The 16644-nt window shown below is 40.7% G+C and carries 12 protein-coding genes; 3 read left to right on the top strand and 9 right to left on the bottom strand.

Features of this window, described 5'->3' with window-relative positions; all coding sequences use genetic code 11:
* Positions 1–11: 11 nt before the first annotated feature.
* The 3 genes from LVY74_RS14810 to LVY74_RS14820 all read right to left on the bottom strand — a co-directional run bounded on the left by LVY74_RS14810 (position 12) and on the right by LVY74_RS14820 (position 5972).
* Complete coding sequence (locus LVY74_RS14810; protein ID WP_237815708.1) at positions 12–1577, bottom strand: sensor domain-containing diguanylate cyclase; 1566 nt, start codon at positions 1575–1577, stop codon at positions 12–14.
* Between the two features lie 587 nt (positions 1578–2164).
* Positions 2165–3640: an aldehyde dehydrogenase family protein gene (locus LVY74_RS14815; RefSeq protein ID WP_237815709.1), complete on the bottom strand. Its 1476-nt coding sequence runs from the start codon at positions 3638–3640 to the stop codon at positions 2165–2167.
* 157 nt (positions 3641–3797) lie between these two features.
* The gene (locus tag LVY74_RS14820; protein ID WP_237815746.1) at positions 3798–5972 is read right to left on the bottom strand and encodes a TonB-dependent siderophore receptor; all 2175 of its coding nucleotides are present in this window, start codon (positions 5970–5972) and stop codon (positions 3798–3800) included.
* 460 nt (positions 5973–6432) lie between these two features.
* Between LVY74_RS14820 and LVY74_RS14825 the strand changes: the two genes are divergently transcribed.
* Entirely contained in the window at positions 6433–8487 is a 2055-nt protein-coding gene (locus LVY74_RS14825) for a TonB-dependent receptor plug domain-containing protein (RefSeq protein WP_237815710.1), read from the top strand.
* A 194-nt stretch (positions 8488–8681) separates the two neighbouring features.
* Here LVY74_RS14825 and LVY74_RS14830 read toward each other — a convergent pair whose 3' ends face one another.
* From LVY74_RS14830 to LVY74_RS14845, 4 genes are all read right to left on the bottom strand, one after another.
* Positions 8682–9131, bottom strand: a complete 450-nt coding sequence (locus LVY74_RS14830; protein ID WP_237815711.1) for a hypothetical protein — start codon at positions 9129–9131, stop codon at positions 8682–8684.
* 128 nt (positions 9132–9259) lie between these two features.
* Positions 9260–10729: a sulfite reductase subunit alpha gene (locus tag LVY74_RS14835; RefSeq protein ID WP_237815712.1), complete on the bottom strand. Its 1470-nt coding sequence runs from the start codon at positions 10727–10729 to the stop codon at positions 9260–9262.
* 12 nt (positions 10730–10741) lie between these two features.
* Positions 10742–11335, bottom strand: a complete 594-nt coding sequence (locus tag LVY74_RS14840; protein WP_237815713.1) for a PepSY-associated TM helix domain-containing protein — start codon at positions 11333–11335, stop codon at positions 10742–10744.
* A gap of 30 nt (positions 11336–11365) precedes the next feature.
* The gene (locus tag LVY74_RS14845; RefSeq protein WP_237815714.1) at positions 11366–12925 is read right to left on the bottom strand and encodes a DUF2271 domain-containing protein; all 1560 of its coding nucleotides are present in this window, start codon (positions 12923–12925) and stop codon (positions 11366–11368) included.
* A gap of 110 nt (positions 12926–13035) precedes the next feature.
* Between LVY74_RS14845 and LVY74_RS14850 the strand changes: the two genes are divergently transcribed.
* On the top strand, positions 13036–13935 hold the full coding sequence (locus LVY74_RS14850; protein WP_151778140.1) for a DUF4198 domain-containing protein: 900 nt from the start codon (positions 13036–13038) through the stop codon (positions 13933–13935).
* Between the two features lies 1 nt (position 13936).
* Here LVY74_RS14850 and LVY74_RS14855 read toward each other — a convergent pair whose 3' ends face one another.
* Both LVY74_RS14855 and LVY74_RS14860 read right to left on the bottom strand, forming a co-directional pair.
* Complete coding sequence (locus tag LVY74_RS14855; protein WP_237815715.1) at positions 13937–14890, bottom strand: S1C family serine protease; 954 nt, start codon at positions 14888–14890, stop codon at positions 13937–13939.
* Positions 14891–14898: 8 nt separating this feature from the next.
* Complete coding sequence (locus LVY74_RS14860) at positions 14899–15792, bottom strand: LysR family transcriptional regulator (RefSeq protein WP_237815716.1); 894 nt, start codon at positions 15790–15792, stop codon at positions 14899–14901.
* Between the two features lie 95 nt (positions 15793–15887).
* On the opposite strand from LVY74_RS14860, the gene LVY74_RS14865 reads away from it, so the two are divergent.
* The gene (locus tag LVY74_RS14865) at positions 15888–16640 is read left to right on the top strand and encodes a sulfite exporter TauE/SafE family protein (RefSeq protein ID WP_237815717.1); all 753 of its coding nucleotides are present in this window, start codon (positions 15888–15890) and stop codon (positions 16638–16640) included.
* The last annotated feature ends 4 nt before the right edge of the window (positions 16641–16644 follow it).

The raw sequence follows: 16644 nt of genomic DNA on the forward strand, positions 1-16644 counted from the left end.
ATGGTTAGGTTTTAAAAACGAGTACAATTTCTCCCATCAGCTTTTGCCATATACAGATTTTCATCTGCACGCTTAAATACGGTTTTAATATCTTTTGATGTGCCAATCCAGTGGGCAATACCAATTGAAATAGTGACCTGCCCCACAGGCGCAATTGAGGCATTGGCTATTCGCTGACGTAAACGTTCAGCCAGCTCAACTGCGGTTTCGAGTTTCAGCATTGCAGCTAAAACAATAAACTCTTCTCCGCCACTACGACAGCAGATATCTTCATCGCGGAAACTATTTCGAATATGATCTGCAACCTCTTTTAACACCAGATCGCCTTGATCATGTCCAAATTTGTCATTAATTTTTTTGAAATAATCAATGTCGATACAAATGACTGCAAATGGAATATTCTTTTCCATAAAATGTTTGACTGATAAATCCATACCTCGTCGATTATACAGTCGAGTAAGCGGGTCAGTATTGACATGGAAATTGAGTTCAGAGATGGTTTCTTTAAAATATTTTGAACTCATTAAAAGTGACATTTTAAATTTTAAAACCTCGACAAACCAAGGCTCAACATCCTGAATTTTCTCATCAATTTCAGGCTTATGTAAATTACTTGCCATATTTGCCAACAAAGAAAGCGGGCTAGAAATTAAATATGAAATTCGCCATACAATGAAGAAAATTAATAAATAGAAGAACAGCATCCCAACGATCATTTGATAAATCGTTTCATGAGCTTCTTGCAATAATTCATTTTCTGGTTGCTGTGAAATAATCATCCAACCTGTTGTCGGCATATGAGCAAACCCTGCTAATAAAGAATGACCTTTAGCATCCTTTAAATATGCTTCACCATTATTCTGATTAGACAATGCAACTACATCTGGATTGGCGAGTTTTCCAACTTGGGTAGGATCAGGGTGAAATATAATATGCTTACTTTGATCAATCACATACATATAGTTATCTTTATAGCCATAATGACTAGAGAGCATCTGATTTAAGATATTGTCTTTCTTTAAATAAATTGTTGCACCAATAAATCCTAAATAACGCTGCTGCTGATCAAAAATCGGATGTGAGATAAAAATTAGTAAATTTTTACTTGCACCATAGTATGGCGGTGAAATTAAAGGCCGCTTGGTTTTCAGTGAAAGATCAAAACCTAAGGTATGGTTTACTTTATTTTTTGATAATTTTAGACTTAAAGGTGTATAACTTAAAAAACGACCTTGCGCATCGGATACAATCACACTATTAAAATAATTGGATTGATCCCTCATCCGATCCACTTCTGTTTGTAACTTCTGTGAATCATTCATTTCCGATGCTAAAAGCTTGGCACTATATGCAAGTTCCTTTTGCATAATTTTAAAATGGCTATCTGAGGTGTTGGAAATTTTAGAAGCATATTCCATATTTACGGCTAGCGCATTTTCAACTAGCTCATATTTTTGAATATAATAACTAACACCCAATGAAATCAAAAAAAGACTGCACACACTAAACGCAGCCAAATATAAAATCAGCTTACGTAAATTAAGATTTAATGAATAGATCAATTTTTTAAGTATCATTGTGCATCAATTATCAATATGTCCTTTTGACTCATTATAGAACGATTATTTAAAATAATTAATATAAAAAAACTATATTTATTATTGGTTTATAAATTTTCATGTTATTTGTCTTAGATGTGATTCCTATCAAATATATTTTAAGAACCTATGAATATATCTCATTTTTGTTGTCAATAATGGTTATTTTTCTCATTAAATGTAAACAAAATTTTAACGTCCAGACTGGAAAGCATGCTCACTTTGTGCAGCTATGGCAAATGTATAGTCAGCTTAAAGAAATTGATCATTTAAAAACAATACACAATAAGAGGAACTCATGAGAATTTTTCAACTTTTGATCATGATGCTATGCGCATTTGCCTTGAGTAAACCTGAACAAAGTTATACAGCCAATACAACTCAAAGGGACATTAACAAGACTGAAAATGATTGGTACAGTTTTAGATCAACTGAAAACACTGAAATCTGCCACACAGCAGAAATTGAGCCAATATGCGCCAGATCAAAAAATTTTTCCCTCAGATTCAGCCTGTTAATCCAATAAATACCCCTGATGGATTGAATCAGGGGATTGTCCATTTAGATTATGAGTTATACCATCCCCAAGGCTGATCGCTGTCATAACTGGTGATTTGCTTGATTTCTAAATAATTTTCTAATCCCCAGATTCCTAGTTCACGTCCAATACCACTTTGCTTATAACCACCCCAAGGTGCTTCAGTAAACGTTGGTTGTGAACAGTTAATCCAAATGATCCCAGCACGTAATTTACCTGCAACACGCTGACAACGAGCAATGTCTTTTGACATAACTGCACCAGCTAAACCAAAAATAGATTGATTCGCCAGTTGAATCGCCTCTTGTTCAGTTTCAAAAGCACGAATCGCAACGACAGGGCCAAAAATTTCATCCGTCCATAAGGGATGTTCTACTGGAACATCTGTAAAAATCGTAGGTTCGACATAATAACCTTGTGCAAGATGTGCAGGGCGTTTCCCTCCACTCATCAGCATTACTCCATCCTGTTTTCCTTGTTGAATGGCATTCATGACCTGTTGATATTGCTTGGCATTGACCAAAGGTCCAAGTTTGACATCGGCTTCCAAACCTTGACCAATTTTGATTTTCTGTGCAGCTTCAGCCAGTCGTTTGAGAAGCTCTGGATAGATGGCTTGCTCGACCAAGACTCTAGACGTTGCTGAACAGACCTGCCCTTGGTTCCAGAAAATGCCAAACATAATCCATTCCACCGCAGCATCAAGATCACTGTCAGCGAAAATAATAAATGCAGATTTACCGCCGAGTTCAAGACTCAAGTTTTTGACATTATGTGCAGCTGACTGCATGATCTGCTTTCCGACAGGTACACTGCCTGTAAAAGCCACTTTGTCGATTTCTGGATGTCCCGTCAAATATGGCCCAATTTCACTGCCAATACCTGTGACAATATTCAACACCCCTGCTGGCAAACCGACTTTTTCTGCGATTCGCCCTAATTCAATGGCAGTCAGTGAGGTCGCTTCAGCAGGTTTTAAAATGAGCGTACAGCCTGCAGCCAATGCAGGTGCAACTTTCCAAGCCGCCATCAACAGTGGATAGTTCCATGGAATAATCGCACATGCCACACCTACCGCTTCCTTACACACCACACTACTAAAGCGCTCATCGGAAAGTGGAATCTGTTCGTCTTGGGTATCAGCAAGTTGTTCGGCAAGATCGGCATAAAAATCGAAGCAACCTGCCGCATCCTGAATATCCCAAACTGCTTCAGGTAAAGGTTTACCGTTGTCCCGAACTTCAATTTCAGCTAACTGATCTAATTGCTGACGAATTTCCTGCGCAATCGCACGCAAATAAACTGCACGTTGTTTTGGCTGCTGTGACCAGTCAGTCTGGTCAAATGCCTGCCGCGCTGCTTGTACAGCCAGTTCAGCATCTTCAACGGAAGCCGCAGCCACTTGGGCTATTTCTTGTTCATTACTCGGATCAATGCTGCTAAACGTTCGCCCATTTTTGGGTGTAAGCCATTGACCATTGATATATAACTGATTGTATGACATCACTATCCTGTAACTTAAATCACTTGAATGGTTTTGAGTTTAACAGGATTATTCATGCAAGTTTTAGTCCAAGCAAGACATTCAGTAACCCACAATAAAAAACTGCCTGAGCAGTTAGCCCAAGCAGTCTGTAAATACAGCAATCGAAACTTTCAGTTTAGAAATTAATAGTCCATGACAGTTGTGCAGTACGTGGTGCACCAAGGAATAGGTAGTCATCTCCTAAGAAACTGCCCGCATCACGCCAGTATTTTTTATTGAACAAGTTGTCGATGTTGAAGCGAAGCGTATTGTCATAGCCATAAGCACGGAAGTTATAGGCTGTGCCTGCATCAAACACAGTATAACTTGGGACTTTTACCGTACCAGACTTATTCGCATATTTACTGCTGCTGTACTGCATGCCTGCCAATAAGCGAAGTCCTTCCACTTGTGGAACTTGATAGGACAAATGGCTCGCAAAACGCAGGGTTGGAACGTTCTGGGTTTGATGACCCTGATATTCAGCCGTTTGTGTACCTGTTAAACGTGAACGGGTTAAAGCCAATGTCGATGTCATATCGAGGTTCTGAGTCAGTCGACCTTGTAAACCAAGCTCCAAACCTAGATTGTGCTGTTCACCTTCGGTGACATAATCACCTGCGGTGTCGGTATATTGATTGTCTTGTTTTAAATCAAACAATGCCGCTGTAAAAAGAAGGGATTGCCACTGTTGCTTAATTCCCAATTCGTATTGAGTCGAATGCACAGGCGCTAAAGTAGTATTATAATTCTTTGAATACCAAGGTGTTTGACCACCATCACTTAAACCTTTGGCATAAGAAGCGTAGACATGAGTATGTTCCCAAGGCTGATACATCAAGGCCAGTTGCGGCAAGAAACGATTAAAATGGGTATCTCGAATGTTATTACCATCGGCATCATACGCGTTTTCATTCAGATGCAATAACTTACCACCAACTAAAACCGACCATGCGCCATTAAAATCAATTTGGTCGAGTAAGTTTAATGCGGTTTGCTGACTATCTAACGATTTGTAATGATTTCCCAAAGTGGCTGTGGTTGGGCTATAAGTCACACTATTTGTATAAATGTTCCCTGTTCCAATAAGGGCATTAATTGCATCGTATTGGGCGCGACGCTTATAAGTTTGCGATAGTTCTAAACTTAAAGTGTGCTGCCATGTTCCAGTACTGAACTGACCATTCAAACCTGCTTTAAATTGATTGGTTATATAAGTGTCATTTGGGTTGCGGTAGTCATAAATGTCATAGTTCCCGTTTTGGTCAAAAGTATTTGCTAATGATGTTGAATAATCACATACCCCTTTCGTAGAACATCCCCACGGGAATGATGAATAATCATCGACCACTGCCCGACTTTGTGAAGCGGTCAGATTGGCTGTCCAGTTGTCATTGATTTTATAGCTATATTTGAGACTAGTATTTAAACTTTCATCGGTCACTGGTTTACTCCAGCTTTGATAACCGAGTAAACGACTTGAACTCACACCGCTTGGTACAGTCGTGCCATCGAGCAATTGATAGCCTGGTACAGAACGCTGACGCTGACGCTGTGACTCAATATCAAATTCAAGTTTTGAACGATCTGAAATTTTCCAGTCCAAAGCCAAAGAGCCAAACAAACGCTGACCATTGGCATGTTCAACATAAGGGTGCATTTCTTCTTTGGCAATATTGACCCGATAACCAAACTGCTGATCTTCACCCAGAAAACCACCAAAGTCAGTTGCTATACGATTGCCACCATGACTGTCAGCTTCAACAGTGACAGAATGAATATCTTTCGGGCGCTTGCTCACATAGTTCACCACACCCCCTGGTGTCGACATGCCACTTTGAATCGCACTAATGCCTTTTAAAATTTCGACTTGTTCTTTATTTTCGAGTGCAACATTTTGCTGACCACGAATCAAATTACCATTCAGTAAATAGCTTGATCCAAGGTTTAAAGCAAAACCACGCATCACAAAGTTGGGATAGTAACCAATCGCTGCATAGCCATCGCCAACTGCGGCATCATTTTTTACCACATCAGTTAACGTTTTAGCATGCTGATCTGCAATACGCTCTGCCGTCACCGTACTAATTGACGCTGGAATTGCAGCAATATTTTTCTGGGTAAAACCAGATAAGTTGACTTGAGGTTGATAGTAAGCCGTGTGTTGTGCTTCGGCTTTGACCGTAATTGTCGCCAACTGTTGAGTATCATCTTCTGCATGTGCCAATATTGGGGTGAATAACCCTAAAGATGAGCATGAACTTACTGCCAGTAACGCTTGTTGTAAACGTGAAAATGGATATCGATTCACCATTATTGCCTAACCCCAGAAGATAATCTTACAGCCTAAATTTTCGGGCTTGAGTATTCACAATTTTTTCAGTCAGAACAAGAGATTCCACTATAGATCTTTGGTTTTTTATTCCTTATCCCGATAAAAGGTCATTTTCTAGTTAGCCCATTTTTATGTAATATGGCTGATTGCAATATAAATTGACAGAATCCATTGAATACACTGATTTTTCTATCAAAATAACTAAACCTAAAATCTTGACTTCATCATCTGATTTTCGTTAAAACATATTTTTTATAATGAATTGATTAATATTATATTATTGGATTTATAACATGATAAGCTAAAGTTGAATTTTCACATAAATCAAAATTAATCAATGAGATAAAGTTCTACAATTAAAGTAAATATTCTCATTGTCTTCATAATTATCAATTAATATACGCACGTCATAAAATTATCATACATGGATTTACACATGGCAAAGCACTTTTGCACCTACCGAAAAATACCTCCTGTCAGTTTTTTGCTTTTATCTTTATGCGCGATGCAAAGTTGGGCGGAAGATGCGCCTCAAAATAAAACATCAGAGGATGTCACCACACTAAAAACCATTCAAGTGAGTGCAAGTGCAAAAAAAGCCATCGATAAAGATTTGAGTGCGATTCCAAAAACCATCATTACCCGCGAAGAAATGCTCAAATATGGCGATCAGTCAGTCACCGATGCACTACGTCGCGCCGCAGGTTTTCAAATTCCGAGTTCAGGGCAAGGCCCACGAGGCAATGGTGCTGCATCAGGCATGCGTTTTCGTGGTGGTAGCGCACCTGTATTCTTGATCAATGGCGAACCTGTACAGGGTGGACCACGTGGAGGCATGTCAATTGTCGATACCATTACGACTGACATGATTGAACGCATTGAAGTGGTCAAACAACCCAGTGTGGCACAAGGCTCGGTTGCTTCTTCTGCCGTGATCAATATCATTTTGAAAGAGCCGTTAGATACCTTACTGAATGGTAATCTCCGTGTGGGATATGGAGATATTGCAGACAGTGATCAGCAAGAAAGTCGTCGTCAAGTCAGTCTGCAAGCCGATGGTAAAGATCAGGCATGGACATATAGTTTGTCTGCCAATCAGATGTGGATTGATACTACATCAACCAGTACTACGACCAATAGTCAAGGCACACGCGAACAAACCGTGGATACTGACCGCACCATGCGCATGTTTGCACCACGTGTTGAATATACCTTGGATGATGAACAAAAACTGGTGGCTGAAGTTTTTTACCGTGATACCAAAAGCAAGAATGTCAGCAGCAGCCAATATCAAAATGATGACAATGATAGCGTTCGCCTAAACACACGTTATGAACGTAAAACTGATAATGGTTCAGATAAACTACGTCTTTCTGCTGAACATCAAAATGAAACTCAACTCACCACATCAAATAATCGTGAAACCTATACCGATGAAACGATTAATGAATATGGTTTCGCTTATGATGGTGTTCGAAAATTTGATGATCATAAAGAGTTAAAATTTGGTTTTGATACACGCACCAACAGCCTTGAAAGTAATCTGACTGATACACTCAATGAAAATCGTTATGCATTATATGCTGAAGGCAGTTTACGCATGACTGAACGTCAAACCATCACGTTGGGTGCACGCCAAGAATGGATTCAGCGTAGTGGTTTGGTGGATTATCAAGACCATAATCTCAGCCCAGTTTTAGCACATCGTTTTGAATTTGATGATCATTGGTCTTTGCAAACCAACCTCAGCAAGTCGGTACGTAACCCGCGTGCTGAAAGCCTTGTGCCAACTATCACCATTTCCAATGACAGCGATGCAGGCTCTCTCAACAACCCTGACAAAGGGGGGAATCCTGACTTACGTCCAGAAAAAATCTCGGCGTTCGAATCAACACTGGAATATAACTCCCCGAATGGTGGTGTGTCTTTGACGGGTTATTACCGCAATATTAAAGACTATATTGAAAATGTGATTGCACTCGAGGGTTCGCGCTACGTGCAACGTCCAGAGAACCAAGATAAGGCTGTCACTTATGGTGTTGAATTGACTGGACGATATGCCCTAAAAGAAACAGGATCTGGACATTCATTCATGCTGAATGCCCAACTTTCTACCGTACATGCAACGGTGGATGATGGTACACAGGAACGCCTTGCCAGTGATGTTGCACCTTATACAGCTAGCTCGGGTATTTCATATAACTACAAACCAATGCATGTTTCGACCAGTTTCAACTTAAGTTATACCCCGAAATTCACCCGTGGATTGGCTAGCCAGCCGTATGACCGCACTACCAATGCCCGTGTTGGTCTAGATTTTAGTACCACCAAAACCTTTAATCATGGTTGGGGCTTAACCTTTAGCGCACGCAACTTATTGGGTACACGCTATAAAGAATATTTAACCAATCAATCCGATGGCAGCATGTATGAAACACGGATTACCAAATCTATTCCAAGTTACTTATTAACTTTAGAGAAAAAGTTCTAAGTCCCGAACCACACCTTTGATGGTTAGACTATAAAACATATCAAATAGCCTTCTTATCCTAAAAATAGAAGCTATTTGATATGAGTCTATACTTTTAAAGATATTCAATGAGCGCTGCGAAATGTATCAGTGATCCCCAAATCGTTATGCTTGAGACTGGGTCATTTAAGCAGCTCTAGAATTTAATTTATCCTTTAAATTTCTGAAAAATCTAAAATAAAATAACTGACAAATTTTAAACCTGTCTTTTGTTTATAGTAGGACATACCCAAAAAAACCTGATCCTCAACCTTCACCAGTTCATCATGATAACGTCGAACCCAACTTGGATTTTTCGGGGAATTATGGTCAATGACAATGACTTGTTTATCAAAGAATAAAGACTTTGCGATATGACCTTCAAAAGAGTATTTCAGTATTTCAAAATAAGGCATTCCTATTCGATTTAAACCTGTTAAACCATGCTGTTCTGAAAAATGAAAAACTTTGCCTTTCCAAAGATTTAATTTTTTAAACCAGATAGGAAATAATACTTTCCCACTCGCTGCCCCGTGCATTTCTTTTAAATCACTACATTCTGACTGTATAAATAGCTTTTTCAGTTCAGCGTTGGACATACGCTCATATTTATTAAGATTGCTCATCTTTCCAGACCTAAAATTTTATTTTAAATCTTACATGATTTACGAATGAATGAATCAGGACTGTAATATCAAAATCATATTTACATCTTTTCTATGTTTAAATTCTCTAGACATAAAATCATTTTGCCTTAGTACACATCTCGCTGATAACGCTGTTGCTGGCGCAGTTCATCAACCGTGTCACTGCCCAAAATTTCACACAATGCCTGTTCAACCGCTTGTCCCATTCCGTGCAAACTGCCACAAACATAAATCGCTGCGCCCGCCTGAACCCACTCTTTTAAACGCTGTGCTTGTTGATACAGTCGATCTTGGACATAAATTTTTTCAGCCTGATCGCGTGAAAAAGCATAATCGACATGCGTCAAACTTCCCTGCTTCCGCCAGCATTCAATTTGCTCACGATATAGATGATCATACTGCTGTTGGCGTTCACCAAAAATCAACCAGTTTTGACCCTGTTTCCGCTGAACACGTTGCTGCAAATGACTGATTAGCCCTGCAATCCCCGTACCATTGCCAATTAAAATCAATGCTTGTGAAGTTGATGGCAAATGAAAATGTGGATTACTACGAATGCGTGCCTGTACCATTTCACCTAGCTGTACTCGTTGTGTGAGCCAGCCTGAACCCAAGCCTAAACCTTCAGGTGTATGCTGCTGACGAATCATCAGCTCCACGTAACCTTGCTCGGGAATACTGGCAATCGAATAATCACGTGTTGGTAAATGTTGAAACCGTTTCAACCATGCGTTAAAGGTTTCTTGTGACAAGCGCACAGGCACATCATGCAAGTTTTTATGACGCAATTGTTGCGATAATTTCTCAGTAATGCCCTGCTGATGTTGCTGTAGAAATGCTTGAATATTCTGAACAGAATTTTCACATTGCACTTCTAAAATATCGCCTGACAGCCATGAGATATTTGGAGCAGTTTGTAACTGTAACTGATAAATTTCTGCTCCTGATGAGCCTTTATTCAAGCAAGTACGTTGCTTGACGACAAAGCTTGCATAAACATCATCCTCAGAAAAATCAATTTCACGATCAATGATTTGCTGCAATTTCTTCTGCCATACATCAAGGTCAGATTGTGCAAAATGATCGACACATAGCAAATCAAAGTAGGCTTGCGCCCCTTGCTGCTGTACCCAGCTTGCAACGGTCTGCCCGAACTGACAAAAATGTGAATAGCGCCGATCACCAAAGGCTAAAATTGCATAAGACTGCTGACTTAAATCCAGTGTTTGTTGAAACAGACGTTTTACAGCCAGACGCGCACTATCAGGTGCATCCCCATCACCATAGGTGCTCACCATCCACAATACTTGCTGTGCCTGTTGTAACTGTATAGCGGTTAAATCCTGAATATTCACCAATGCATTGAGTTGATCAATCTGTTGTAATTGCAGCGCAGTCTGTTTGGCATAAGCTTCTACATGCCCAGACTGACTGGCATAAATCACTAAAAAGCCTGATCGGGTCAGATTTAGCTTTGCCTGACGACGTGAACGACACCATAAATAGGCAATCCAGAACACATGCAACAACAACAAACTAATTAATGTTGCAAAAATGATGAGTACAGCAGGAGTCATTTTGAACTCACCTTATAACGCGAAGTAAAGCAATCCTATTAATGTCGACAGGCTAATTGCAGTTAATACCAAATGTGACAACAAACGTGTCTTTAAGGTTAAAAATAAAATATAACCCGCAATCGACAGCCCTAAAATTAAGATCGCACTGATATCAATCAGCAATTTCCATGTTTGAGGGACATTCTTTCCACGGTGCAAGTCATCAAGCATCGACACAACTGACGCAGGTTTTTGTGAAATCTCAACTTTACCTGTATCAAGCATGACATCAATATCGGTCGATCCCGCGGGGCTTTCTAGACGAATCATCATTTCCGTGTCATCTAGACGTTCACTACTTTGAAAATGTCCAATCAGATGCTGCTGCTGACGAATCACCGTTAAAATTTCGGTACTTGGGTTTTCCTGATGACGGACTTTGCTCAAGAGTGAGGCAGGTAAAGTCATACTGGTGGTATTTTCTTGCTCAGAAGGCTGAAACCAGTTGGGGTTATTGAGAAACAGTCCTGTTAAAGCAAAGAAAATCAGAACAATAAAAGCAAAAGCAGACAACCAGCCATGCACATAACGTGCATGGCGGTAAAAATCTCGGCGTTGATACACAGAATAATCTCGAAGGTATTGCCAAAAAACTTAGTTAAAGCGTTGGAAGTTGAGCTTTACTGTACCAACTTCGGCTTGGGCTGGCAGGCTTTGTGAACTTGCTTTCGGTTTCACTTCAAAGTTCATACTTTGATACGAATGACCGCCATGCTCACGCGTGGTTTCAATATGCACAATATAATTGCCAGCAGCGACCAACTTGCCATGATCATCTTTACCGTCCCAAGCCAGTTTATATTGACCTGGTTGACGAGAAGGTTTAGCCACAGCATCTAAATTTGGCATTTGACGACCATAACGTCGCCACCAGACATAGTTCGAGTTGATCCATTTTTGATCTTTCCCCCAGACTGCAAGGGTACGCACCAGTTTTTTATCACCATCTGTAATCCAAACCGAGACATAAGGCACACGATAGTTCTCTACATTCAAACGAGGAATGGTGAGATCAATCACAGCTTGATAACCCGCAGGCCATGAACTTGCAGCATTCCCTGCAATTGGTTGTAAATGTACATCTTCAGGCATCGCAACCAAGCTGTTCCAGCCAGACGTTTGTTGGGTTTGTCCGTTGCTTAACACCACTTTGGCATCATAACCAGCCAACTGCTCGACCAGTTTTAAACCTTCGTTTGCAGGCATAGCGGCTAAAGCTGTTGCCAGTGCATCTGCATCGGCTGCACATTTTCCGACCACAACACAATGTTCAACCTGTTGTGCAGGCTGACCAGTTTTGGGGTTGAGTAAATGAGTTTGTCCTGATAAATCACGGTAACCCTGACCGCTAAATGCAATCGCTTGCTGATTAAGCTTCAAGGTTTGTTGTGGTGCAGCATTGTCATAATGCTCTGTGCCTTGTACCCCAATCTGCCATGCATCGCCTTGCGGTGCTTGTCCCCACACACGGATATCACCACCAATGTCAATCATCAAGCCTTGCATTTCAGGAACTTGCTGACGTGCTGCCGCTAGAGCACGGTCAATGATATAACCTTTGGCATAAGCATCAGGGGCAATCTTGATATTCCCTTCAATCTGAATGGTTTTCTGCTGTGGATCAAGTTGAATTTTTGCTGATTGTAATTGAGAAACAAGCGCTTGGCGTTGCTGCTCAGTTTCCACTGGCTTCACATGTTGACTGTTTTCCCAAAGGCTTAACAACTGTCCCAAACGTGCATCAAATGCACCGTAGGTTTGGCTACGCCAGTTTTCACAGGCTGCGACCACTTCAAAAAGTTCAGCAGATGCCTGAATCTTTTTGGTTTGATTCAATTGGCTAATTTCAGTCTGATCTTTCCATGTTGACAAGATGGCATCTAAACGACTGATTTCATTTTGAATACTATTCAGAGCCAGTTGTGCTTGTTGAGCATTGGTACCTGTGACAACAACATCTAAGGACGTACCAAGCACATGATCTTGATGGAAACGGTGTGAGCTGTGCTGAATCTGTTGTGAATTTGGAGAAGACTGAATCTGCTGCGCCTGTAATGTTCCTAATGGACTCATCAAAGCCATCGCAATCATCAAAGGTCTTAAACGAAAACGCTGTAGATGAAGCGATAAAATCTTTCTAGATGCAGCGGACATTGTGATTCTCCAGAATAAAGTATGAAAATAGTATTGAAAATGATACTTTTTATCAAGTAGATTATACGCGATTATTCAGATTGTTTCTTTTTGTGATTGGAGTTCCCCATATGCCAAACTGGTTCAAAATCGCCCTCGTTGCTGCCTTGCCTGTACTCAGCCATGCCCATACCATCAGTCCATTCATTTTGCCTGAGTCGTTCGATGTCACAACACCAAGTGTGAGCTTCCAAAGTGCGATTACTATCGAAAAATTTTTCGTGGCAGGGAATAATTTCAAAACCAATTATGTGGTGACTCAACCCGATGGTCAAAGTCAAGTGCTTAGCCCTGCAGCAACTTTGAAGCGTTTCAGCGTGGCTGAATTTGATCTGCCGAAAGAAGGCACATATCGCGTTATGACCCAAGATGCTTTGGGCAACAGTCCGAAATATGCACTGATTGATGGTCGTTGGTTACGTGTACGCCCTGCATTTTTAGGTCAACCAAAAGCGCCTGAAGGCGATAAAAAACCCGAACAAGCCAATGCCAACCGCCCTGCGGGTCAAGAAGGCAATAAAATGCCGCCACGCATGATTCAAGAAGATCAGGTTCCAGCCAATGCGCAAACTTTCTCAGTCACGAGCCATTTTGTAGCTGAAACTTATGTGACCAAAGGCAAGCCTTCTGCAATTCCTGCACCAAGCAACAAAGGTTTTGAGTTCAAACTAACCACTCATCCAAGTGAGCTGTATGCAGGCGAGTCATTAAAAGGTCAGGTATTATTTAATGGTAAACCTGTTTCAAATTTAAATATGGAAGTTTTCAAAGGTGCAGGTGCGTATGATCGCAATGCTGAGCGTGAAGAAACCCAAGCCAAAACCAATAACAAAGGTGAAGTGGAAATCAAATTTGAAAAGCCAGGTTTGTATTTAATTACAACAACTTATCCAGAAGCCAATGCAGACAATAGCAAAAAACCTGCGGCTGAAACTTGGACTTATGGTTTAACCGTTGAAGTGACTGAATAATTTAGTCTACGGGCTGTTCACTCAGCATTATGCTGACGTTGATTTGATGTTGCTGACGTAAAATCAGCAACTCAACCTGTTGCTTTGACATAGTGCTGTACAGCCAGTTTTTAATTTGGGATTCATTGGTTACAGTTTGATGATTCCATTTCAAAAAAATATCACCAACCTGTAACCCTGATTTTTCTGCGGGAGAATCAGTTGCTATCGCGCTAATACTGACCTGCTGAGTCAATGGATCTGTCTGAAATGCAGCACCTAAATAGGCATGACTGACGTGACCCTGTTGTTTGAGCTGTGCCGCAATCTGTAAAGCAGGTTGAATCGGTATCGCAAAACTCACTCCTATCGCACCTTGTGCACTGTACATACTTTGAGTATTGATGCCAATCACTTGCCCCTGTGGGTTGAGTAATGGCCCACCTGAGTAACCGACATTCAGCAATAAATTGCTTTGCAATAACGGAAAAATAAACTCCCCTACTCCTTCTCTCTGTGGCGCACTGATTATCCCTGTGGTCATAGACTGTTCTAAACCGAGTGGATTACCAATTGTTGCCACTGCTTGCCCAACTTTTACAGATGGGTTCTTGGCAACACGCAGCGGTTGTACCGTCATATTGATTTTGAGTACCGCTAAATCACTCAGACGATCTTGCCCAATCAGTTGTGCAATTTGTTGCTGCTTGGAATTTAAACGAATCAGAATTTGGCTGGCATTGGCAATCACATGCGCATTGGTGAGAATATAACCGTCTTGATCAATAAAAAAACCACTGCCATAACTGCTTGTTGCTGTATTGAATTGTGTTTGCTGATTTGCAGCGATATTCGGCTGATGCAAAGCATAAATACTCACGACACTCGGAGAGGCTTGCTGATAAATTTTTGCCCAGTCAGGTTGGCGAGCCGCTACATGAGATGAAACACATAAAACAACGCACGCGAGATACATGTTTAATTTCATAAGCCTTGAGCACCACACAACATTTCAACATAAGCCATGAGTAATGGACTCGCCTGTCGATGCAGTGCAATCACCACTTGTGCCTGAGCAGCTGCATCCGTTAACGGCACATAATGCACACCCTCAAATGCTAGGTCAATCATTGACTCTGCCACAATGCTTACCCCAGCGGCTTGCTGCACCAAAGCCAATTGCATACGTTTACGCGAACGTAACGCGGCAGGTTTTGGGTTAAAGCCTGCTGCCACACATAAACTCCGCAAGACATAACTCATGCCACCACGTTCAGGATGTGGCACAGAAACAAACTGTTCATGTTTCAAATCTGCAACCTGTAAGGTCTGCTGCTGTGCCAGAAGATGGGCTTTAGGCAGCGCTGCATATAAGCGTTCTTGTTGATATTCAAACAATTCCAGTTCAGCATAATCATGCGTCAGTACGGGCAAACGCAAAACGCCGACATCAAGCTGCCGATTCTTTAATAATTCAATCTGTTGTTCAGAAGAATGTTGGGTAAATTCGATGCTCAGTTGATGACTCGAAGCAAACTGCTGACTTGCTGCAATAAAACGTTCAGATAAACCAATACTACTCGAATGTGCCACACGAAAATAAGCATGCTTACCCTGACTCAGTTCCAGTGCCTGCTGTGTGGTTTGCTGCAAACTGTGTAGAAGCTGACAGCTTTTTTTATAAAAATATGCCCCTGCAACTGTGAGCTGAATCTGGCGTTGTTCCCGATTAAAAATCTTAAATCCTAGCTCTTCTTCTAAGAGTATGATCTGCCGACTCAAAGCCGATTGGGCAATAAACAACTGCTCTGCAGCTAAATGATAACTTCCCGTTTCCACAATTTTTTTTAGATATTGCAGTTGCTTCATACTTGGCATACTGATCTCATTTTTAGATTAATCATAATAAATCTTGAATTAGATTCGATCATTGTAGTGGCTTATGCTGTTTTAAAACAGATCGGATGTTGAATATGGAACTTATTCTGACAGATTGGCATTGGGCATATCTTCCTATTATTTTCTTTGCCTATATTATTTTTGGGCTTTCTGGTTTTGGTACGACACTCATTGCTGCACCTTGGCTGAGTCTATATCTGCCACTGAATCACATTATTCCCATGATTGTAATTTTAGATGCCATTGCATCTTTTAAAAATTGGTATCAATCGCAACAGCATGTGCAATATCTCCAAGTTAAGCGCTTATTTCCATTTATGTTGGTTGGCGCAACGATTGGCATTTGTTTACTGACGTATGGTCAGCCCAAATTTTTACTCTTGTGCATGGCGATCTTCTGTATCGCATATAGCGTATATCAACTTCTTAAAAAAACTGCACCAATTCAAAGTAATTCGCCATATCTTGCGACAGTCACTGGTTTTTTTGGTGGGTTATTTGGTGCGCTGTTTGGCAGTGGAGGTTTCTTATACGCGCTGTTTTTACAACGAAATCTTGATCAAAAAATTCAGATCCAATCCACGCAAAGTGTTCTAATTTCACTGAGTACCAGCGTTCGCTTGATCTTATGTCTAATTTTAGGTTTATATTCCTTCAATTTATTGCTTTTAGTCATATTGCTCATACCAAGTATGCTACTTGGTACATATATTGGTCGAAAAATGATGAATAAGATGAGCCTGACGCATTTCAACCAACTGATCTATATTTTAGTTCTGTGCTCAGGCATCAGTTTATTGTTCCGCTTTGCAACCAGTGCAGGTTAATTTC

Origin of the sequence: Acinetobacter sp. ME22 (assembly GCF_022012315.1) — a bacterium.
GTDB lineage: Bacteria > Pseudomonadota > Gammaproteobacteria > Pseudomonadales > Moraxellaceae > Acinetobacter > Acinetobacter brisouii_A.